Annotated in this window: 12 protein-coding genes; 7 read left to right on the forward strand and 5 right to left on the reverse strand. The window is 57.5% G+C overall.

Annotated elements, in window-relative coordinates; translation table 11 throughout:
* The first annotated feature begins 7 nt into the window (after window positions 1-7).
* On the forward strand, window positions 8-3,148 hold the full coding sequence (locus DRW39_RS02080) for an efflux RND transporter permease subunit (RefSeq protein WP_116105321.1): 3,141 nt from the start codon (window positions 8-10) through the stop codon (window positions 3,146-3,148).
* A gap of 10 nt (window positions 3,149-3,158) precedes the next feature.
* Here the strand turns inward: DRW39_RS02080 and DRW39_RS02085 are convergent, their stop codons facing one another.
* The gene (locus tag DRW39_RS02085) at window positions 3,159-3,992 is read right to left on the reverse strand and encodes a YitT family protein (RefSeq protein ID WP_232830040.1); all 834 of its coding nucleotides are present in this window, start codon (window positions 3,990-3,992) and stop codon (window positions 3,159-3,161) included.
* Window positions 3,993-4,083: 91 nt separating this feature from the next.
* Here DRW39_RS02085 and DRW39_RS02090 point away from each other — a divergent pair, with 91 nt between their 5' ends.
* From DRW39_RS02090 to DRW39_RS02100, 3 genes are read left to right on the forward strand one after another with little or no spacing between them, the layout of a single operon-like run.
* On the forward strand, window positions 4,084-4,641 hold the full coding sequence (locus tag DRW39_RS02090; RefSeq protein WP_116105323.1) for a hypothetical protein: 558 nt from the start codon (window positions 4,084-4,086) through the stop codon (window positions 4,639-4,641).
* 1 nt (window position 4,642) lies between these two features.
* Window positions 4,643-5,248: an NTP transferase domain-containing protein gene (locus DRW39_RS02095; protein WP_116105324.1), complete on the forward strand. Its 606-nt coding sequence runs from the start codon at window positions 4,643-4,645 to the stop codon at window positions 5,246-5,248.
* Window positions 5,223-6,275 (forward strand): XdhC family protein, encoded by a 1,053-nt coding sequence (locus tag DRW39_RS02100; protein WP_116105325.1) that lies wholly within the window; start codon window positions 5,223-5,225, stop codon window positions 6,273-6,275. Before DRW39_RS02095 ends, DRW39_RS02100 begins: the two co-directional genes overlap by 26 nt.
* Window positions 6,276-6,278: 3 nt before the next feature.
* Here the strand turns inward: DRW39_RS02100 and ppk1 are convergent, their stop codons facing one another.
* Together ppk1 and DRW39_RS02110 are read right to left on the reverse strand one after the other, a co-directional pair.
* Window positions 6,279-8,354, reverse strand: a complete 2,076-nt coding sequence (gene ppk1, locus DRW39_RS02105; protein WP_116105326.1) for a polyphosphate kinase 1 — start codon at window positions 8,352-8,354, stop codon at window positions 6,279-6,281.
* A 19-nt stretch (window positions 8,355-8,373) separates the two neighbouring features.
* Window positions 8,374-9,282: a DUF72 domain-containing protein gene (locus DRW39_RS02110; protein ID WP_116105327.1), complete on the reverse strand. Its 909-nt coding sequence runs from the start codon at window positions 9,280-9,282 to the stop codon at window positions 8,374-8,376.
* Window positions 9,283-9,416: 134 nt separating this feature from the next.
* Between DRW39_RS02110 and DRW39_RS02115 the strand changes: the two genes are divergently transcribed.
* The 3 genes from DRW39_RS02115 to DRW39_RS02125 all read left to right on the forward strand — a co-directional run bounded on the left by DRW39_RS02115 (window position 9,417) and on the right by DRW39_RS02125 (window position 15,428).
* Window positions 9,417-11,411, forward strand: coding sequence for a DUF3857 domain-containing protein (locus tag DRW39_RS02115; protein ID WP_116105328.1), 1,995 nt, complete (start codon window positions 9,417-9,419; stop codon window positions 11,409-11,411).
* Between the two features lie 106 nt (window positions 11,412-11,517).
* Window positions 11,518-13,512 (forward strand): DUF3857 domain-containing protein, encoded by a 1,995-nt coding sequence (locus DRW39_RS02120; RefSeq protein ID WP_116105329.1) that lies wholly within the window; start codon window positions 11,518-11,520, stop codon window positions 13,510-13,512.
* Window positions 13,509-15,428: a DUF3857 domain-containing protein gene (locus DRW39_RS02125; RefSeq protein WP_116105330.1), complete on the forward strand. Its 1,920-nt coding sequence runs from the start codon at window positions 13,509-13,511 to the stop codon at window positions 15,426-15,428. Before DRW39_RS02120 ends, DRW39_RS02125 begins: the two co-directional genes overlap by 4 nt.
* A 9-nt stretch (window positions 15,429-15,437) precedes the next feature.
* Here DRW39_RS02125 and DRW39_RS02130 read toward each other — a convergent pair whose 3' ends face one another.
* Both DRW39_RS02130 and ahcY read right to left on the reverse strand, forming a co-directional pair.
* Complete coding sequence (locus tag DRW39_RS02130; protein WP_116105331.1) at window positions 15,438-15,728, reverse strand: hypothetical protein; 291 nt, start codon at window positions 15,726-15,728, stop codon at window positions 15,438-15,440.
* A 119-nt stretch (window positions 15,729-15,847) separates the two neighbouring features.
* A complete protein-coding gene (gene ahcY, locus DRW39_RS02135; RefSeq protein WP_116105332.1) occupies window positions 15,848-17,161 on the reverse strand; it encodes an adenosylhomocysteinase in 1,314 nt (437 codons plus the stop codon).
* Between the last annotated feature and the right edge of the window lie 95 nt (window positions 17,162-17,256).

The following is a 17,256-nucleotide window of genomic DNA, read 5'->3' on the forward strand; positions in this document are numbered from 1 at the left end:
CCCGCCCATGCTGAAATTTTTCGTCTACCGGCCCAAGGCGGCTATCGTTCTATCCCTGGTCCTCGTGCTGGTCGGTACCATATCGCTGATCAGTCTGCCGATCACTCAGTTCCCGCAGATCACGCCACCCAGCGTGTCCATCAGCGGCAGCTACATCGGGGCGGATTCGCGCACCGTGGAGCAAACCGTGACGACGCCGATCGAGGTGCAGGTGAACGGCACCCCGGGGATGGACTACCTCACCAGCAACAGTACGAACAACGGGGTCGTCGGTATCGACGTGACCTTCGAATTGGGCACCGACATCGATATCGCCGCGCTGGACGTACAGAACCGCCTGGGGATCGCCGAACCGGCGCTGCCAGAGGCGGTACGCCGGCTCGGGCTGACGGTTCGGAAGCGCAACCCCGGCCTGTTCATGCTGGTGGCGTTGCAGTCCCCCAACGGTACCCACGACGCCGCGTTTCTGGATAATTACGCCAATATTTACGTTAAGGACCGCCTGTTGCGCGTAGAAGGAATTGGCGACGCCTTCGCGGTGACCAAGGACTTCAGCATGCGCCTGTGGTTGTACCCAGACCAAATGGCGCAGTTAGGGCTTACCCCTACCGACGTGATCGAGGCCGTACGGGCCGAGAATCAGCAGGTGGCCGCCGGATCGGTGGGTGCCCCGCCGCAGGGAGACAGCCAGGCCTTTGAGTACACGGTCTTCCTGGACGGTCGCCTCGAAAGCGTCTCGGAATTCGAGAACATCGTGATTCGAACCGACCCGGAAACCGGGGCACTGATCCGCATCAAGGATGTCGGGAGGGTCGAGCTGGGAACCTTCTCCTACGGCAACCAGTCGCTGGTGAACCACGAGGAAGGGTCGATCCTGATTCTGTACCAGGCCCCCGGCAGTAATGCCCTGGCCACGGCGAAGGGCGTTTACGCCGCCATGGAAGAGCTCAAGGCCGACTTCCCGCCCGACGTATCCTATCAGGTACCCTACGAAGCCGCCTCCGTTGTAGAGGTGTCTATCCGCGAGGTCGTTAATACACTGCTGATCGCCCTGGCCATCGTAGCCTTTATCGTCTTTCTCTTCCTACAGCGGTGGCGCGCTTCCGTGATTCCGCTGCTGGCTATTCCCGTATCGATCATCGGGGCGCTGATCTTCTTCAGCCCCCTGGGCTTCAACATCAATACCCTCACGCTATTCGGCTTCGTCCTGGCGATCGGTATCGTAGTGGACGATTCGATCGTCGTGGTGGAGGCTATTCAGACTAAGCTGGAGGAAGGTGATATGAGCGTGGTGGAGGCAACCGAGGCGGCGCTGGACGATGTGGCCACGCCGGTGGTGACTACCTCGCTGATCCTCGTGGCCATTTTCGTGCCGGTAGCCTTCATCACCGGACTGACCGGCCAGCTGTACCAGCAGTTCGCGATCACCATCTCGGTGGCTGTCCTTTTATCGTCATTGGTGGCCCTTACGCTGGCACCCGCTCTCGCCGTCATGCTGTTCAGCACCGACCGGAAGCAGGCCGGCCGGTTGGAAAAGGTATTCAAACCGTTCAACCGCGGACTGGAGAAACTGAAGCGCGGATACGCCAGCGGCCTGGATTGGGTTCTCACGCACTACTACATCGCCCTGGCGCTGCTATTAGGCATCATCGTGGCCACTTACGTACTGTTTCAGGTCGAGCCCACCGGCTTCGTGCCCACAGAAGACGAGGGCCGGATTTTCGTCACCTTCGAGCTTCCGGAGGCCGCGGCTAACTCCCGTACCCTGGGCGTTATGGAAGAGATCATGGGCATCCTCGACACGGTTCCCGAGATCGAATCCTACACTGCCGTAGCCAGCCTGAACGCCATCACCTTCACGGAGCGGTCCAACACCGGAACGATCTTCGTACAGTTGACGCCGTGGGGTGAGCGGAAGGATGACGACCAGGGCATCTTCGCCATGGTGGGCAAATTGGAGCAGTATTTCGGCACCATCGTCGATGCACGGGTGGTGGTCATACCCCCGCCTCCGATCCCCGGCCTGGGCAGCACCTCCGGCTTCAGCTTTATCCTCCAGGACCGGTCCGGCAACGCCACCATCCAGGAATTCGAAACCAACATGAACGCGTTCATCGGGCGGATCAATCAGCGGGAGGAAATCACGGGCGCCTTCAGCTTTTTCACGGCCCAGGCGCCGAGTTACCAACTGTCCGTCGATCGCATACGCGCCAAGCAGCTCGGCGTGCCGCTTAACTCCATTTACAGTACGCTGTCTACATACCTGGGAAGCTCCTACATCAATGACTTTACCCTCTACGGGCGCACATTCCGCGTCGTCGCGCAGGCGGACACGGCCTACCGGGCCGAGATCGAAGACCTGTCGGAGTACTACGTCGAAAACACCCAGGGTACGATGGTACCGCTTTCCAACCTGCTGACGTACGAATTGGAAAGTACCGCGCCGTTGATCTCGCACTACAATCTCTTCCGCTCGGCCAGCATCACCGGCAATGCCGCCGCGGGCTTCAGCAGCGGACAGGTGCTCGATGCCCTCCGGGAAGAAGCGGAATCGCTACCCACCGGGTACGGCTATGAATTCTCCGGCCTGAGTAAAGAACAGGCGGAGTCCGGTTCTACCACCATCTATATCTTCATCTTCTCCATCGTTCTCGCCTTCCTCATCCTGGTGGCCCTGTACGAAAGCTGGACGGTCCCCTTCTCCGTACTCATGGCGGCACCCACCGGTATCTTCGGAGCCCTGCTGACCCTTTGGCTGCTCCCGGAGATTGACAACAACGTCTACGCGCAGATCGGCCTGATTACTATCGTGGGACTGGCGGCGAAGAATGCCATCCTGATCGTCGAGTTCGCGAAGCAGAACGTGGAGTCAGGACAAAAAATTCGCGAGGCCACGGTAAACGCTTCCCGCGCCCGTTTGCGCCCCATTCTCATGACCAGTGCCACCTTTGTCTTCGGCATGATCCCCTTGGCCGCCGCTAGTGGGGCGGGGGCCAACTCCCGTCAAACGATTGGCTACGTGGTCATTGGGGGATTAGTCGCCGTGACCAGCTTGGCTATCTTCTTCGTCCCCGTGCTCTACGACCGGATCACCCGGCTGGCCTACAGCAAGGAGGAACTGGAAAGCTACCGGCAGGAAGAAGAGTAGGGGAGACCGACTATATTTTCCGCTTCTTCACCATGCCGCCGTGGACGTCATTGATGCTGTTCATCGTCACGAAGGCATTGTCGTCAATATCGCGGACGACCTTCAATAGCTTATGAATTTCCAGTCGCGTCACTACGACGTAGAGCACCCGCTGATTGGTGATCACGGGCGAGGGGCCGAAACCGCCCTGTCCGTGCAGCTGCGTCACGCCACATCCGATACGCGTGATGAGCGCATCCCGGATGCCCTCGCTCTCCGGGCTGATGATAAAGATGCCGGTGTATTCCTCCACGCCGTCCACGATGAAGTCCAGCGCCTTGGAAGCCACGAAATAGGTCAGCACGCTGTAGAGTGCCTGCTCGACGGAAAGGAGCATGGCCGCCGTGCAGAAGATGACCACGTTGATCATGATGACCCAGTCACTCACCTTCACGCCCAGCTTACGGCTCAGGAAAATGGCCATGACCTCCGTCCCGTCCAGCACGCTGCCGCCCCGCATGGACAGCCCGATTCCGGTGCCTATGAAGAATCCACCGAAGACGGAAACCAGTAGTTTATCCTCCGTGAGTTCGGGGAAATGGACGAAGTAAAGCGTCAGGGCGAGCAAAACGATCGCAACGGCCGTCTTGATCGCGAACTGGCGCCCGATAACCTGGATAGCGAGATAGAGAAAGGGTAGGTTGATCACCAACAACAGTAGCGAAAGCGGCCAACCCGTCACCTGTCTCAGCAAGAGGCAAATGCCGGTAACGCCACCATCAATAAAATTACTCGGTAATAAAAAGCCTTCCAGGCCAAAGGCCGCGCAGGCTACGCCCAGTACGATAAGAAAGGTATCACTCACTATAGAGCGGTAATTTCGGGTCATCTTTACGCCGTTTGCTACACAACAATCGTTCCTTCGTCAGGCTTCATCCGCCACAAAAGTTTCGTGCATGATTCGATTACTCCTGCTATTGCCGCTTCTCTGGGCCTGTTCGGATAAACCGCCCACCACCCCGGAAACCCGCCCCGTAGAGAATCCCAACGCCGGAAACACCGCAATCTACGACGTCGACCCGGACGACCCTTACGAGATCGGAAGCGGTAGCTTCATGGATATGCGGCCGGGTGATATTCTGGAGACTTATTCGGATAGGCTAGCCCCCGGAACGCTCGTCAATGGGGAAGGAGAGTTCGATGTCTACTACATACTGGGCAGACGTAGCGACACCCTCGGCTACGTCTACTCCGCTGATGAGCGAACCATCGAAAGTATTATTATCGAGTCCACGGATGCCGTAACGCAAGACGGGATACGGGTCGGCAATACCTTTGGGGAGCTCACCGAGCGGTTGGGAGTCGTCGATGTAAAAGGCAGCGAGATCGAAGCCAGGGTTTTCGCTACCAAAGCGCCTTTCCGGTACCGGCTCGGGATGAATGCGGGCCCCGGTCCGGTCGACACCTCGGAAATTGACCCGGCTACCCCTATCCTGACCATCGAAATCGATTAGGATGGCCGAAAAGGTAGCCGTAATCGTGCTGGCGGCGGGTTCTTCGGAACGCATGGGGCGAGCGAAGCAGTTCCTTCCCTGGCGGAATACGACTCTGGTGCGTCACGCTACCCTAACCGCCCTCGCCGTGGACAGCGCTGAGGTATTCGTGGTGTTGGGTGCCCGTAAGAGTGAAGTGATGGGCGAACTTAATGGGTTATCCGTCAACATAGTAGATAATGCCGATTATCAAAAGGGTCTAGGAAGTTCATTAGCCACCGGCGTTCGGGAAATCATTAAACCTGCGCACCGCCGCCCAAAAAGAATTCTGGTTATGCTGGCCGATCAGCCGGCGGTTACGCCGGAATACTTGTCCGCCTTGATCCGTCACTCCGAAGGCGGTCATGGTATTACGGCCACTGCTTACGCCGGCCGCGCGGGCGTGCCCGCCGTCTTTCCCGAACCCTACTTCGACCAATTGACGCGTCTGGACGGGGACACAGGTGCCGGGCGCCTGCTCAATGGCGGTACATTCCCCGTAGCTTTGATCCAACCCGATTTTGACCTGTTCGATATCGACACCCCCGAAGATTACCGCCGTTATGAAGGAGATCAGGAACGTTATTAAGCTGTACGACAGCTTTCGGGAATCCAAGACTCCCTGCGCGCTGGCTACGGTCGTGTCCATTGCCGGATCCAGCTACCGTCGTATCGGCGCCCGGCTGATTGTCGGGGCGGACGGCCGCTATACCGGGGGCATCAGCGGCGGATGCCTGGAGGGGGATGCCCTGCGGCGGGCGCAGAAGGCCATTCACCGCGGCTCGCCGTCCAAGCAGGTATACGATACCCTCGAGGGGGAAGACCGGGAGATCGGGATCGGTCTGGGCTGTAACGGGCGCATCGACGTGCTCTTCGTCCCCCTGGATTACGACGATCCGGAAAATCAGGTGGAGGTCCTCCGCGGCATTGTCGACACGCGGCAACCCCGCTTGCTCATGCAGGTGGTCAGCTGCCCCGACGGCGAGGTCCCTAGCGGCAAACTAAAAGAGGTGCCACTCTACAGCGTCGACCTGCCGCTCGGCCGCAGTACCGTTAAACAGTACCGCGACGCCGACGACCGAAGCTACCAGCGGCTTTACGAGTTGGTGCGCCCCGAGCTGCATCTCATCGTGGTCGGTGACAACTACGACATTCCCCCGATGGCCCACGCCGCCAAACAGCTTGGCTGGCGGTGCAGCGTCATCGGCCTGCGTCGCAAGTTCAATAAGCATCTGGCGGCCGCCGCGGATGGTTTGTACGATTACAAGGAAGCAGATTCGCTTACCGTAGATGCGTATACCGCCGTCGCCTGCATGTCCCACGATCTGGAGCGCGACAAGGATATGGTTCGCCTGTTCCTGCCGCAGTCACCGCCTTATCTGGGTTTGCTCGGGCCACGCAAGCGCGCCCGACGGATGGACGAGGAGCTTCGAGCCGAGCACGGGATGAGCCTGTTGGATTACCCTAATCTGTACACCCCGATCGGGTTGGATATCGGTGCCGAAACGCCGGAGGAAATCAGTGCCTGCGTGGTGGCCGAGATCATCTCGGTATTCCGTGAGCGGCCCGGAAGCAGCCTGAAGGACAAATCAGGTACCATCCACCTGCGGAACTAAAAACTATTCTTCCAGCTCCATCTTTTCCGCTACCAGCGTCCGCTTGATCAGGTGGTAGGTTTCCTCCTGACTACGGATCGAGAGGTCGCTGCCCCCCCGGTAGTAGGAATTGCCCTGCTGGTCGCTCAGCAATCTGGCCTTTACGTTATCGGCTAACTGGATATCCAGTATTTCCAGGATCTTATCCTTTATTTCCTCATCGTAGATGGGGAAGGTGGTCTCTACCCGGTGACTGAGGTTCCGGGTCATGAAGTCCGCCGAGGACAGGTAAACCAACTCTTCCCCGGAATGGTGGAAATGGAAGACCCGGGCGTGTTCCAGATAACGATCCACGATGCTTACGCCGTGGATATTTTCACTGTATCCTTTACGACCCGGTACCAGACAGCAGATGCCGCGCACGATAAGATTGATCATCACACCGGCCTGACTTGCCCGGTAGAGGAGTTCGATCATGGCTTTGTCCTGCAGGCTATTCATCTTCAGGGTCATGGCCGCTGGACGCCCCGCTTCCGCCTCGGCGATCTCGTATTCGATCAGGCCTTCCAGCCCGCTACGGAGGTTAAATTGTCCGACCATCAGGTGCTGGAAGGGTTCGTCGGGGATCATTACGTTTTCCAGGAAACTGAAGATCCGGGATACCTCGCTCGTGAGTCGCTCATCGGCGGTGAAGATGCCGAAGTCGCTGTAGACCTTCGCCGTGTCCTCGTGAAAGTTGCCGGTGGAGAGGTAGTTGTATATCTGTTCTTCCCCGTCTTCTACCCGGCGCACCAGCGCCAGCTTGGAATGCACCTTGACGCCGGGGAAACTGTAGTGGACGTGTACGCCGGCCTCTTCCAGTTTCTCGCCCCACCGCAGGTTGGCTTCCTCGTCAAAGCGCGCCTTCACCTCGATAAATACACTTACCTGTTTACCCAAGGTGACGGCCCGCATGAGGGCCTGCATGATGCGTGATTTGCGGGCCACCCGGTACTGGACGATCTTGATGTGGCTCACGGCCGGATCCTCGGCCGCCCGCTCGAAAAACCGCACCACCGACTCGTAACTGTGGTAGGGGTAGTGCAGCAGGTGATCAGAGTCCCTGACCGCGGCCCAGAAGTCTTCCGCTTCCTCCAGGGCGGGGTAGGGCAGGGGGGGCTGCGGCGGGTACTGCAGCTTGCTCATTCCAAAGGTAGGGAAGGAGAAGAAGTCGAAGTTGTTGTGGTAGCGCCCCTCGGCGAGAATATCGTAGCGCTCCAGTTCGAAGGTATCCTCGAGGTATTCCCGAAGCTGATCGGGCATGGTCCGATCGTACACGAAGCGGCTTGCGGGGCCGACGTGGCGGCGGTTCAGGCTGGTTTTGATTTTGGCCAGGAGGTCGCCGGAAAATTCGTCGTCAATGTACAGTTCCGCATCGCGGGTGAGCTTGATGCTGTAAGTATCCTCAATCTCGTAACCGGGGAACATCCAGCTGACGGAGTGGCGGACGATGTCGTCCAGCATGATGATGTTGCGGTCCCCGTCCGAACTCGGGAGCTCGATAAAGCGCGGAAGGTGATCGCTGGGGACCTTTACGATCGCGTAAGCTACCTTCCCCTTGACCTTGTCCTTCATCAGGATAGACAGGTACAGCTGGGCGTTATTCAGGAACGGCCGCACCATGTCCTTGATCAGCAGGACCGGCTGTACGTAGGGCAGCATGTATTCGCGGAAGTAGCTCTGGACATACTCCTGTTCCTCCTCCGTCATATCCAGACGGCGCTTTAGGTAAATTCCCTGTTTGGCCAGTTTCGGGATCAGCTTCTTCTCGAAGATGCGGCTGAACTCTTCCTGCTGGCGGTTGACGATCCGCTGGATCGTCCGCACGGTTTGCTTAGGACTGATGTCGAGTTCCCGCTTCGTCTTTTTATTCACCCGCAGCAGATTACGGTGGTTGGCCATCCGGACGCGGAAAAATTCGTCCAGGTTAGAGCTATAAATAGCCAGAAATTTCAGGCGTTCGAAAAGCGGAAGGCTCTCGTCCTTAGCTTCCTGCAATACCCGGTGGTTGAAGGATAGCCAGCTGATGTCGCGGGGAATGACCGGGTAATCGTTTTTCATGGAAAGAGGAACGGTTAGACTAAAAGAAACTCATCTGTTCGGGGCCGGCGTCCGGCTTTGGGCCGCGGCTATCGGCAAAGTCCATCCTTCGCAGATGATCGCCCAGCCAAGCCGCCATATCGGGGGCCAGAATGTTATCGGGCTCGTGGGGGAAGATATAATTTTCCGGTAGATTCCACTCCCGAAGTTTTTCCGCCCACGCGGCCAAACGGGTGTAATCACTCTCTATCAAGCCATTACCTACAAATCGCACCATCGTACGGGGAGCGGTAACGTAGCCGTGCAGCACGTCCCGGCGGCCGGCCACGTCCGTGATCACCGCCGCCGTCTGGTGGGCGGCCAGCGTATCCATTAGTGCTTCGGTAGCGAAGGGGTCCGCGAACCAGCTCTCGTGGCGGACTTCCAGCGCCAGCGGCAGCAGGGACGGCCAACGCTGCAGGAAGCGCTCGATCAGGGGTAGCCGGTCCGCGCCGAAGAAGGGCGGTAATTGGATGAAGGCGCAACCCATCTTTTCCTTTAACCCGTCCAACGCCGCTACGAAGCGTTGCAGGCCATCGTCACTGGCACCCAAGTCGCGACTGTGGCTAATAAACTGGGGGACTTTGGGGCAGTACCGGAAATCAGCCGGAACGGTCTCGTACCATTTTTGAATGGTATCGGGCTTCGGGATGCGGTAATGCGTGGTATTCAGTTCAATCGTATTGAACTGCTGCCCGTAGTATTTAAGAAAATCGGCGGCTTTTGCCCCGGCAGGATACCACTGGCCGACCCACTCTTTCATACTCCATCCCGTAGCCCCGATGTATATCTGCGGGCGCCCCGCGCCACTGCCCAGCTCGTAGCGGTTGAGGCGGGCGGAATTGGCAAGGGGTTCCACCGGCAGGTCGTATTCGAGTTCTTCCGGGTTCGGGACTTTGCCAAATTTCATTCTGTTAAATCTTCAATCAAAAGAGTGAAAACTCAATAAAATCTGCTTAAGTTTGGTTGGTATTGAAGATTATTTGCACTTGACCTTGAGGAAGGTGGCCCAGTCGCCTTTCGTAGCCTTACACTCACCTACCCATGTACAGATTCCTTTGCGGGCTTATGCTCGCGCTATGTCTACCCGTATCGGCGGTAGCCCAGCAATATGGCAAAACTAAATTTGGGAAGATATCCGACGAAGAGCTCGCGCTCAAGTCTGCCCCCGACGATTCCACGGCCAGCGCATACGTACTCTACCATCACCGGAACCTTACGTTTGACTACAAACCCGATAAAGGATTTGTCCGCCAGGAGAAATACCACAAGCGGATCAAGCTTCTCAAACCTTCCAGTTTCGATCTGGCCGATATAGCGATCACCTTCCCGGATCAGCACGCGGATGTATCCGGACTGCGCGCCGTCATCTATCTTCCCAACGGAGAGAAGGAAAAACTTTCCGGCAGGGACTTTATCCGTCAGGATCTCAACGACGATTACCGAACCATAAAGTTCACCTTTCCGCGCGTGGAGGTAGGGGCCGTAATAGAATACATGTACGAGTTGGAGACGGGAAGCCTCCTGGTTCCCACGCCCTTCGTATTCCAGGAAAATATTCCCGTTGCCTACGCTGAGTATACCGCCCTCATCCCCGAATACTTCACCTATATCAGCCTCGGGACACACGGTAATTTTACGATCAGCGAAAATGAGACGCTGATGCGACCATTCGGTCCCAGCCATCACCAGACAAGCGGTGCGGTCGATGCCCGTGTTCCCCACGAATGGACGCGCTACGTAATGGAGAACGTACCGGCCTACGACGTTCAACCCTACTCCAACAATGCACACGATTACCTTCCCAAGGTTCGGCTACAGCTGCGGACGGTTAACATTCCGTACCAACCTACCGACTTCGTATTACAAGACTGGTTTGCAACCGCGGAAGATCTCGCGAGCAGCAGCAGCTTCGGAAAATGCTATACGTCTCCCGGGGCCTCCAACAAGCTCTGGGAGGCTGCGGGGCCGGTAGTCATGGCGGGCAAGACCGATAAGGAGCGTATTGACCGGGCCTACTACTACATCTGTAAGAATCTGGAATGGAACCGGAACTACTCCTTCATGGCCAGCGATAATCCCGACAACATCTTCAAGAACGGCGGGGGCAACAGCGCCGACCTGAATCTTTGCCTGCTGGCACTGCTGCGCCAGGCCGGCATCGAAGCGCATCCCGCCCTGGTTTCTCTGCGTGACCAGGGTAACCATATCGAGGTATACCCCATCATCGACCAGTTCGATCACGTCCTGGTCTATACCGAAGTGGACGGTCGTCCATACATGCTGGATGCCAACGGAACGGATCGCCCGCCGGGCCTTCCTCGCATCGATGCCCTCAATCACCGGGCCTGGATCGCCCGCCCGGGTGCGCCGCAGTGGATCGCCCTTGAAATGCCGCCCGCTCAGCATATCGTTATGGCGGACATCGCGGTGGATGACGCCGGGATGGCGAAGGCCCAAATAAAAACTCGACTAAGCAGCTACTTCGCCTTCGAAGGACGGCTTCAGGCAAACGCCTCCTCCGAGCTATCCCAGATGCCCGTTGCCGCCGATATCGTCAGTGTCTTTCCCGAAGCCCGGGTACTGGACCACCAAAATGACGGGGACAACAGCCCCGACGCACCTTTATCCTCTGACTTCAGCATGGAAATCCCCGCGGCCTACGCTGCTGACGATTATATATACGTTCAACCCATTTTGCTGCGTCTCCTCGACGAAGACCTGGACGACGTGGAAACGCGCGTCTACCCGATCGATTTCGCCCACCCCTGGAAGAAACAGTTCATTGCCAACATCACACCGCCGGAAGGCTACGTGGTCGATGAGCTCCCGGAAGCGATCAGGCTGGTTTCCGAAGACCGCGGAATGGACGCGATGTACTCCGCCACCGTACACCCGGACAATACCATTACCGTTCGTCTTGCCGTCAATCTTGACCGCACCGTTTATCCCGCCGCCGCCTATCCCGCACTACGCGGTATGTACCGACGCATTATCGAATTACAGCAAGCGCCTATCGTCCTCAAGCGGGCAAAATAGGGTGGTGAAATGGCCGAAATTAATTCTCCATATTTAACCAGGAGGCGGCATTCCACCGCGTAACTTTATTCAGTCCCGGCGTCATACCGGGCAACAATTACTCTTCATGCGCCAACTCATCTTACTTCCCGTCTGGCTGGTATCGTTTACCCTCACCGCACAGGATGTTCCTGAGGTCGTGTTTGGAAAGGTATCCGATGAAGATCGCCGGCTGACCGAGGTGCCGGGGGATCCAACCGCCGAGGCCTACGTTCTCTACGACCGGCAAAGCTTAGACTTTGGATACAGCGATGCCGAAGGCCCGTCTCTGATTGAAACCTTTCACCAGCGCATCAAACTGCTTCGGCCATCGTCCTTCGACCGGGCGGATGTCGTCCTTCGCTATAACCGGGCCTACGAGCAAATTAGCAACGTAGAAGCCTATCTGCATCCGGCTGGTGGCGGAACGATCGCCGTTCGCCCGGAGCAAATCGTGGACGAAGTCGAAGAAGATGACGAACGCGTCGTCAAATTCACTTTCCCACGCGTCAGCGAAGGAACGATCATTGAGTACCGGTACACTCGCCGGGGCAAGAACATTCTTATTCCAACCCCCTTTGTCTTCCAGCAGGATATTCCCGTGCGCTGGGCCCAGTACGACGCCATGATCCCGCCCTACTACGGCTACGTGAGCCTGGGGACGGGGGCACTCGACGTGAACGAGGTGAAGATTACCAAGCGCGCCTGGGGACCCCGGTGGACAACCGGCGCGTACCGCACCGATCAGGATAAAATCGAACATTCGGATATCCTGTGGGCGAAGCGCGACCTCCCGGCCTTCCGGTCACAGCCCTATAGCAATAATGCTTCCGATTACCTGCCGAAGATCCAACTGCAACTCCAGTCCGTCCAGTACCCCAACCGGCCCAAACAGACCATTTTTGGCGACTGGCAGGAAACGGTGGATGAACTGCAGGCCCGCCAGGACTTCGGGCGGTACTACCGCAACAAGATCAACTACTCGAAAGTCTGGAAAGCCTTTGAACCCGACCTCGCCGGTCTGCAATCCGACCGTGAAAAAGTGGTAGCCGCCTACCGCTTCGTTACGCAGTCTATCGGTTGGACTGGTCGCTACTATTTCCTGGCAACGGATTCTCCTAATAAGATATTCGATAACCGGGCGGGTAACAGCGCCGACCTGAATATCGTACTGCTGAGCCTGCTCAACGAGGCCGGTATCGAGGCACATCCGCTGCTCGTCTCCTTGCGGAACACCGGAGCACCGATCGAGCAGTACCCGCTGCTGGATCAGTTCAACCATCTGATGGTCTATACCGAATTGGACGGCAATCCCTTCTTCCTCGATGCCGGCGACGCCGATCGCCCCCCCGGACTTCCGCGGGAGCGCGCCCTCAATCACCGCGGATGGATCGCAGACAAGGATAACCCCCGCTGGGTAACCATCGACGTCCCCTCTTCGCGGCAGGTGACTATGGTGGAGATGAATGTCGGTGCCGACGGACGTGCCACCGGAAAGATTCAGGGGCGCCTCGAAAACTACTTCGCCTTCGCCGGCCGCAGTACGCTCAGTGAAGCGACTACGGAGCGGGAAAAACCCGTCGTTCGGGACATTATGGCCGCCTTCCCCGAGGCTACGGTCGATTCCTTTACCGTGCTGGAGGGCAAATCAGACCAGGCGGAACAATTCAATTATGAAGCCCAGCTTACGGTACCGGCGGCGCAGGTGCTGGACGATTACCTCTATCTACAGACCGTCATCCTGCCGTTGTTGGAGGGGGACCTCGCTGACGCCGATCAAAGGAGCTTCCCCATAGATTTTCCCTATCCCTGGGAGCACCGCTACATCGCGAGCGTTCACTTACCAGAAGGGTATCACCTGGAAGAAGCGCCCGCCCCGGTTCGCCTGAAGGCGGAAGACGGAAGTATTGTAGCCACCTTTTCAAGCCAGGAAACCGTCCCCGGCCTCATTTCCGTAGCCCTGACCGTTCAGCTCGGCCGGACGCTTTATGCGGCGCACGAGTATGACGCGCTGCGCGACATGTTCCGCCGCATCATCGAAATGCAGGAAGCGCCGCTGGTGCTCAAACGACAGACCAAATGAGAACCTTTTTACTGCTACTTTTCCTCCCTTTTTGCGGCGCAGCGCAGGTAATGGCCCAATCGGAAGGCCTCAGGTACCTCACGCTGTCCGATAGCCTCCGCGAGGGGGCAAACTCCGTCGTCCTTTCGGTTGAAGAAGAATACACCGCAACCTCCAGGAATACCGCGGTGCTGCACCGTCGGCGGGCGATTACCTTACTCAATGGAAAGGCTAAGGCCGAAAAAGTACTGACTGAGTTTTACAATGATGATTCGAAGATCACCACTTTCGAGATGACCGTATTCGATGCCGCCGGCAATGAAACCTACCGGGCTCGCAAGAAAGATCTATCCGATCAGCGGTACGATGACGACATTTCTTTCCTTCAGGATATGTGGATCAAATCCGTCAAGGCCCCCTGTGACGGCTACCCTTGCACGATCGTCACCGAAGTGGAAAAGGAGGTGAAGGATTTCGCCGCCGTCACCAGTTTCCCCCACTGGATTCCCGTCGGCAGGGAACAATCGCTGCTGAGCGGCCGGCTACGGGTCAATGTACCGGTGGATAACGAATTGTTATTCGAAGGAAAGCACGTAGCGGACCCTACCGTGACGGACGACGGTAAAGTCCGTACGTACGCCTGGGAATTAACGAACATTCCCGCCCAGCCCGAAGAAGCCCTGGCCCCTTCCTACTCGGAGACCTTGCCTTACGTACGTACCGAACTAGCCGACTTTGAGATGGAAGGGTACGCCGGCAGCTATCGGAGCTGGCAATCATTCGGCGCATTCATGAATCAACTTCTCGAGGGCCGGGCTGAATTACCTCCCATACTAACCGCCGCCGTCCACGAGGCGGTCGACGGGGTAACGGACGAGGCGGAGAAGATCGACCGCTTGTATCGGCTACTCCAGGAGCGCTGCCGCTACGTGAGTATCCAGTTGGGGATTGGCGGTTGGCAACCCTTTAGCGCGGCTTACGTCGAGGAGAATCGCTTCGGTGATTGTAAAGCCCTCAGCAACTTCATGGGCGCGATGCTGAAGGAGGTAGGCATAGCGTCCTATCCCGTCCTAATCATGTGGGACGAAAAGCCATATTACTCGGTCCATTCCGGATTCGCATCCTCCGCCTTTAATCATATGGTGCTTTATATTCCTTCCCAGGATATGTACCTGGAATGTACCAGCAAGTACGCCCCCACGGGTTACCTCGGTGAAGGCAAGCAGGATCGCAACGTACTCTGGGTCACCCCGGAGGGTGGCCAACTTGTCCGTACGCCGGCCCTCAAACCCGGCGAGAACGGTCACCTGCGCACTACTTCCCTGACCTTTACGGAACATAATAACCTGGACTTTTCGATGGCGGCTACCTACTACGGAGCGGCACAGGAGACCTTCCGCCAGCTAGGAGCCTACCGCGGAGACCGGCAGGATCAACTGGACTGGCTGCACCATAATGATTTCCTGCCGGACGTAACGGGGAGCAACTACGAATTTGCCGTATCGACCGAGAAGCCAGAAGTCAGCCTGGCTTACCAAACGGTATTGCGCGATAAGGTGGCGAGCATGGGTAGCCGGAAATTCGTCACTCTCAACCCTTTTCCTATATCCTGGATCCCCGAGCAGACTACCTCCCGGTCGCTGCCCATCGACTATAGTAAGTGTCGCTTCTACGTCGACACCGTTCGGCTGACGCTGCCACCGGAAATGGAGATCGAGAGCGGATTGATGAGCGAGCCGCTCGTCTACTCGCAAACGGTTGGCGAATACCGGGCCGACATGCATCTTGAGGATAACGAAGTTGTCTGGACCCGAACGCTCAAGCTCCAGCCCGCTCGCCTGGAACCGGAAGCTTACGCGGAATTCCGCCAGTTCTTCGTGGACGTGGCGAAGGCGGAAAATTTGCGGCTCGTCCTCCGCGAACGCCGGACGAAGTGACCGGAACGCTCAGCTTCCGATATTGATTCCTTTATGTTGTTGATCTTCGTCCACGCCATCGTACAACCATTCGGAGAATAGGCTATCGACCAGCGGCGTGATGACGTAATTCAGCAGCGGCACGAGCACCGCGGTCTCGAGGATCAGCTTAAACCAGAGGGGCTCAATCTCCCACCACTGCAGGACGTAAGCCACCACCAGCAGGGCGGGAAACAGCCCCAGCCACTTCACTAGCATCATTTTCCAGGTCGGCGGTGTAGCGCCCTCGCTCGGTCTCCCCATTTTGATCTCTTTGTACATCCAACCCCAAGTCAGGGGAAGGGTTGCAAATTGCCGCCTTCCAGTGTCCCGTAAACGCAAACAGCCCCGAACACCATTGCGGGCGCGCGGGGCTGTCTAATAGGCTTAAAGACTGAAGTCTAGTACCGGTAGTGCTCCGGTTTAAACGGACCGTCCTGTTCCACGCCAATGTACTCGGCCTGTTCGGCGGTCAGGTCTTCCAGCTCCACGCCGATCTTCTCCAGGTGGAGGCGGGCAACCTGCTCGTCCAGATGCTTGGGCAGCATGTACACTTTGTTCTCGTACTGGTCGCTGTTCTTCCAGAGCTCGATCTGGGCCAGTACCTGGTTGGTAAAGCTGTTGGACATCACGAAGCTCGGGTGGCCGGTACCGCAACCGAGGTTGACCAGACGACCCTCCGCCAAGATGATGACGTCGTTGCCGTCGATGTTGTACAGGTCAACCTGGGGCTTGATGTTGTCTTTGGTGTCGCCGTAGTTTTTATTCAGCCACGCCATGTCGATCTCGTTGTCGAAGTGACCGATGTTGCAGACGATGGTTTTGTCCTTCATGGCGCGGAAGTGGCGCTCGCTGAGGATGTTGAAATTACCGGTAGCGGTGACGATGATGTCGGCGCGGGGTACGACGCTGTCCATCTTCTTTACTTCGTAACCGTCCATCGCGGCCTGCAGGGCGCAGATCGGGTCGATTTCAGTTACGATGACCCGGGCACCGGCACCGCGAAGGCTGGCTGCCGTTCCCTTACCGACGTCGCCGTATCCGGCCACGATAGCGACTTTTCCGGCCATCATGACGTCGGTTGCCCGGCGGATGGCATCTACAGCCGACTCCTTACAGCCGTACTTATTGTCAAATTTGGACTTGGTTACCGAGTCGTTGACATTGATGGCGGGCATGGGAAGGGTGCCCTTCTTCATGCGCTCGTAAAGGCGGTGTACGCCCGTGGTGGTCTCTTCGGAGAGGCCTTTGATGTTACCGACCAGCTCGGGATACTTGTCCAGTACCATATTGGTCAGGTCACCACCGTCGTCGAGGATCATGTTCAGGGGCTCGCCGTCGGGGAAAGCATGGAGGGTCTGTTCGATCGCCCAATCAAATTCTTCCTGCGTCATACCCTTCCAGGCGAAGACGGGAACGCCGGCTTCCGCGATGGCTGCGGCGGCGTGATCCTGGGTGGAAAAAATATTGCAGCTGGACCAGGTCACCTGTGCACCCAGCTCAACGAGCGTTTCGATCAGTACGGCGGTCTGGATGGTCATATGGAGACATCCGGCGATGCGGGCACCGGCGAGCGGCTGGCTCGCGCCGTACTCCTCGCGCAGCGCGATCAGGCCCGGCATCTCAGCCTCGGCCAAGCGGATTTCTTTACGACCCCAGTCGGCGAGACTGATGTCTTTTACTTTATAGTTGGTACGGGTGTCCGTAGCGGGCATAGTGCTTATTTTTAGCGTGCAAAGGTAATGCTTCGGTAAGGAAATTACGTTCGGCCATAAATAGTTGACTACCTGCGCTCCGCCGCCAAATAAAA

It is taken from the genome of Lewinella sp. IMCC34191 (assembly GCF_003390935.1).
In the GTDB taxonomy this organism is placed as follows: Bacteria; Bacteroidota; Bacteroidia; order Chitinophagales; family Saprospiraceae; genus Neolewinella.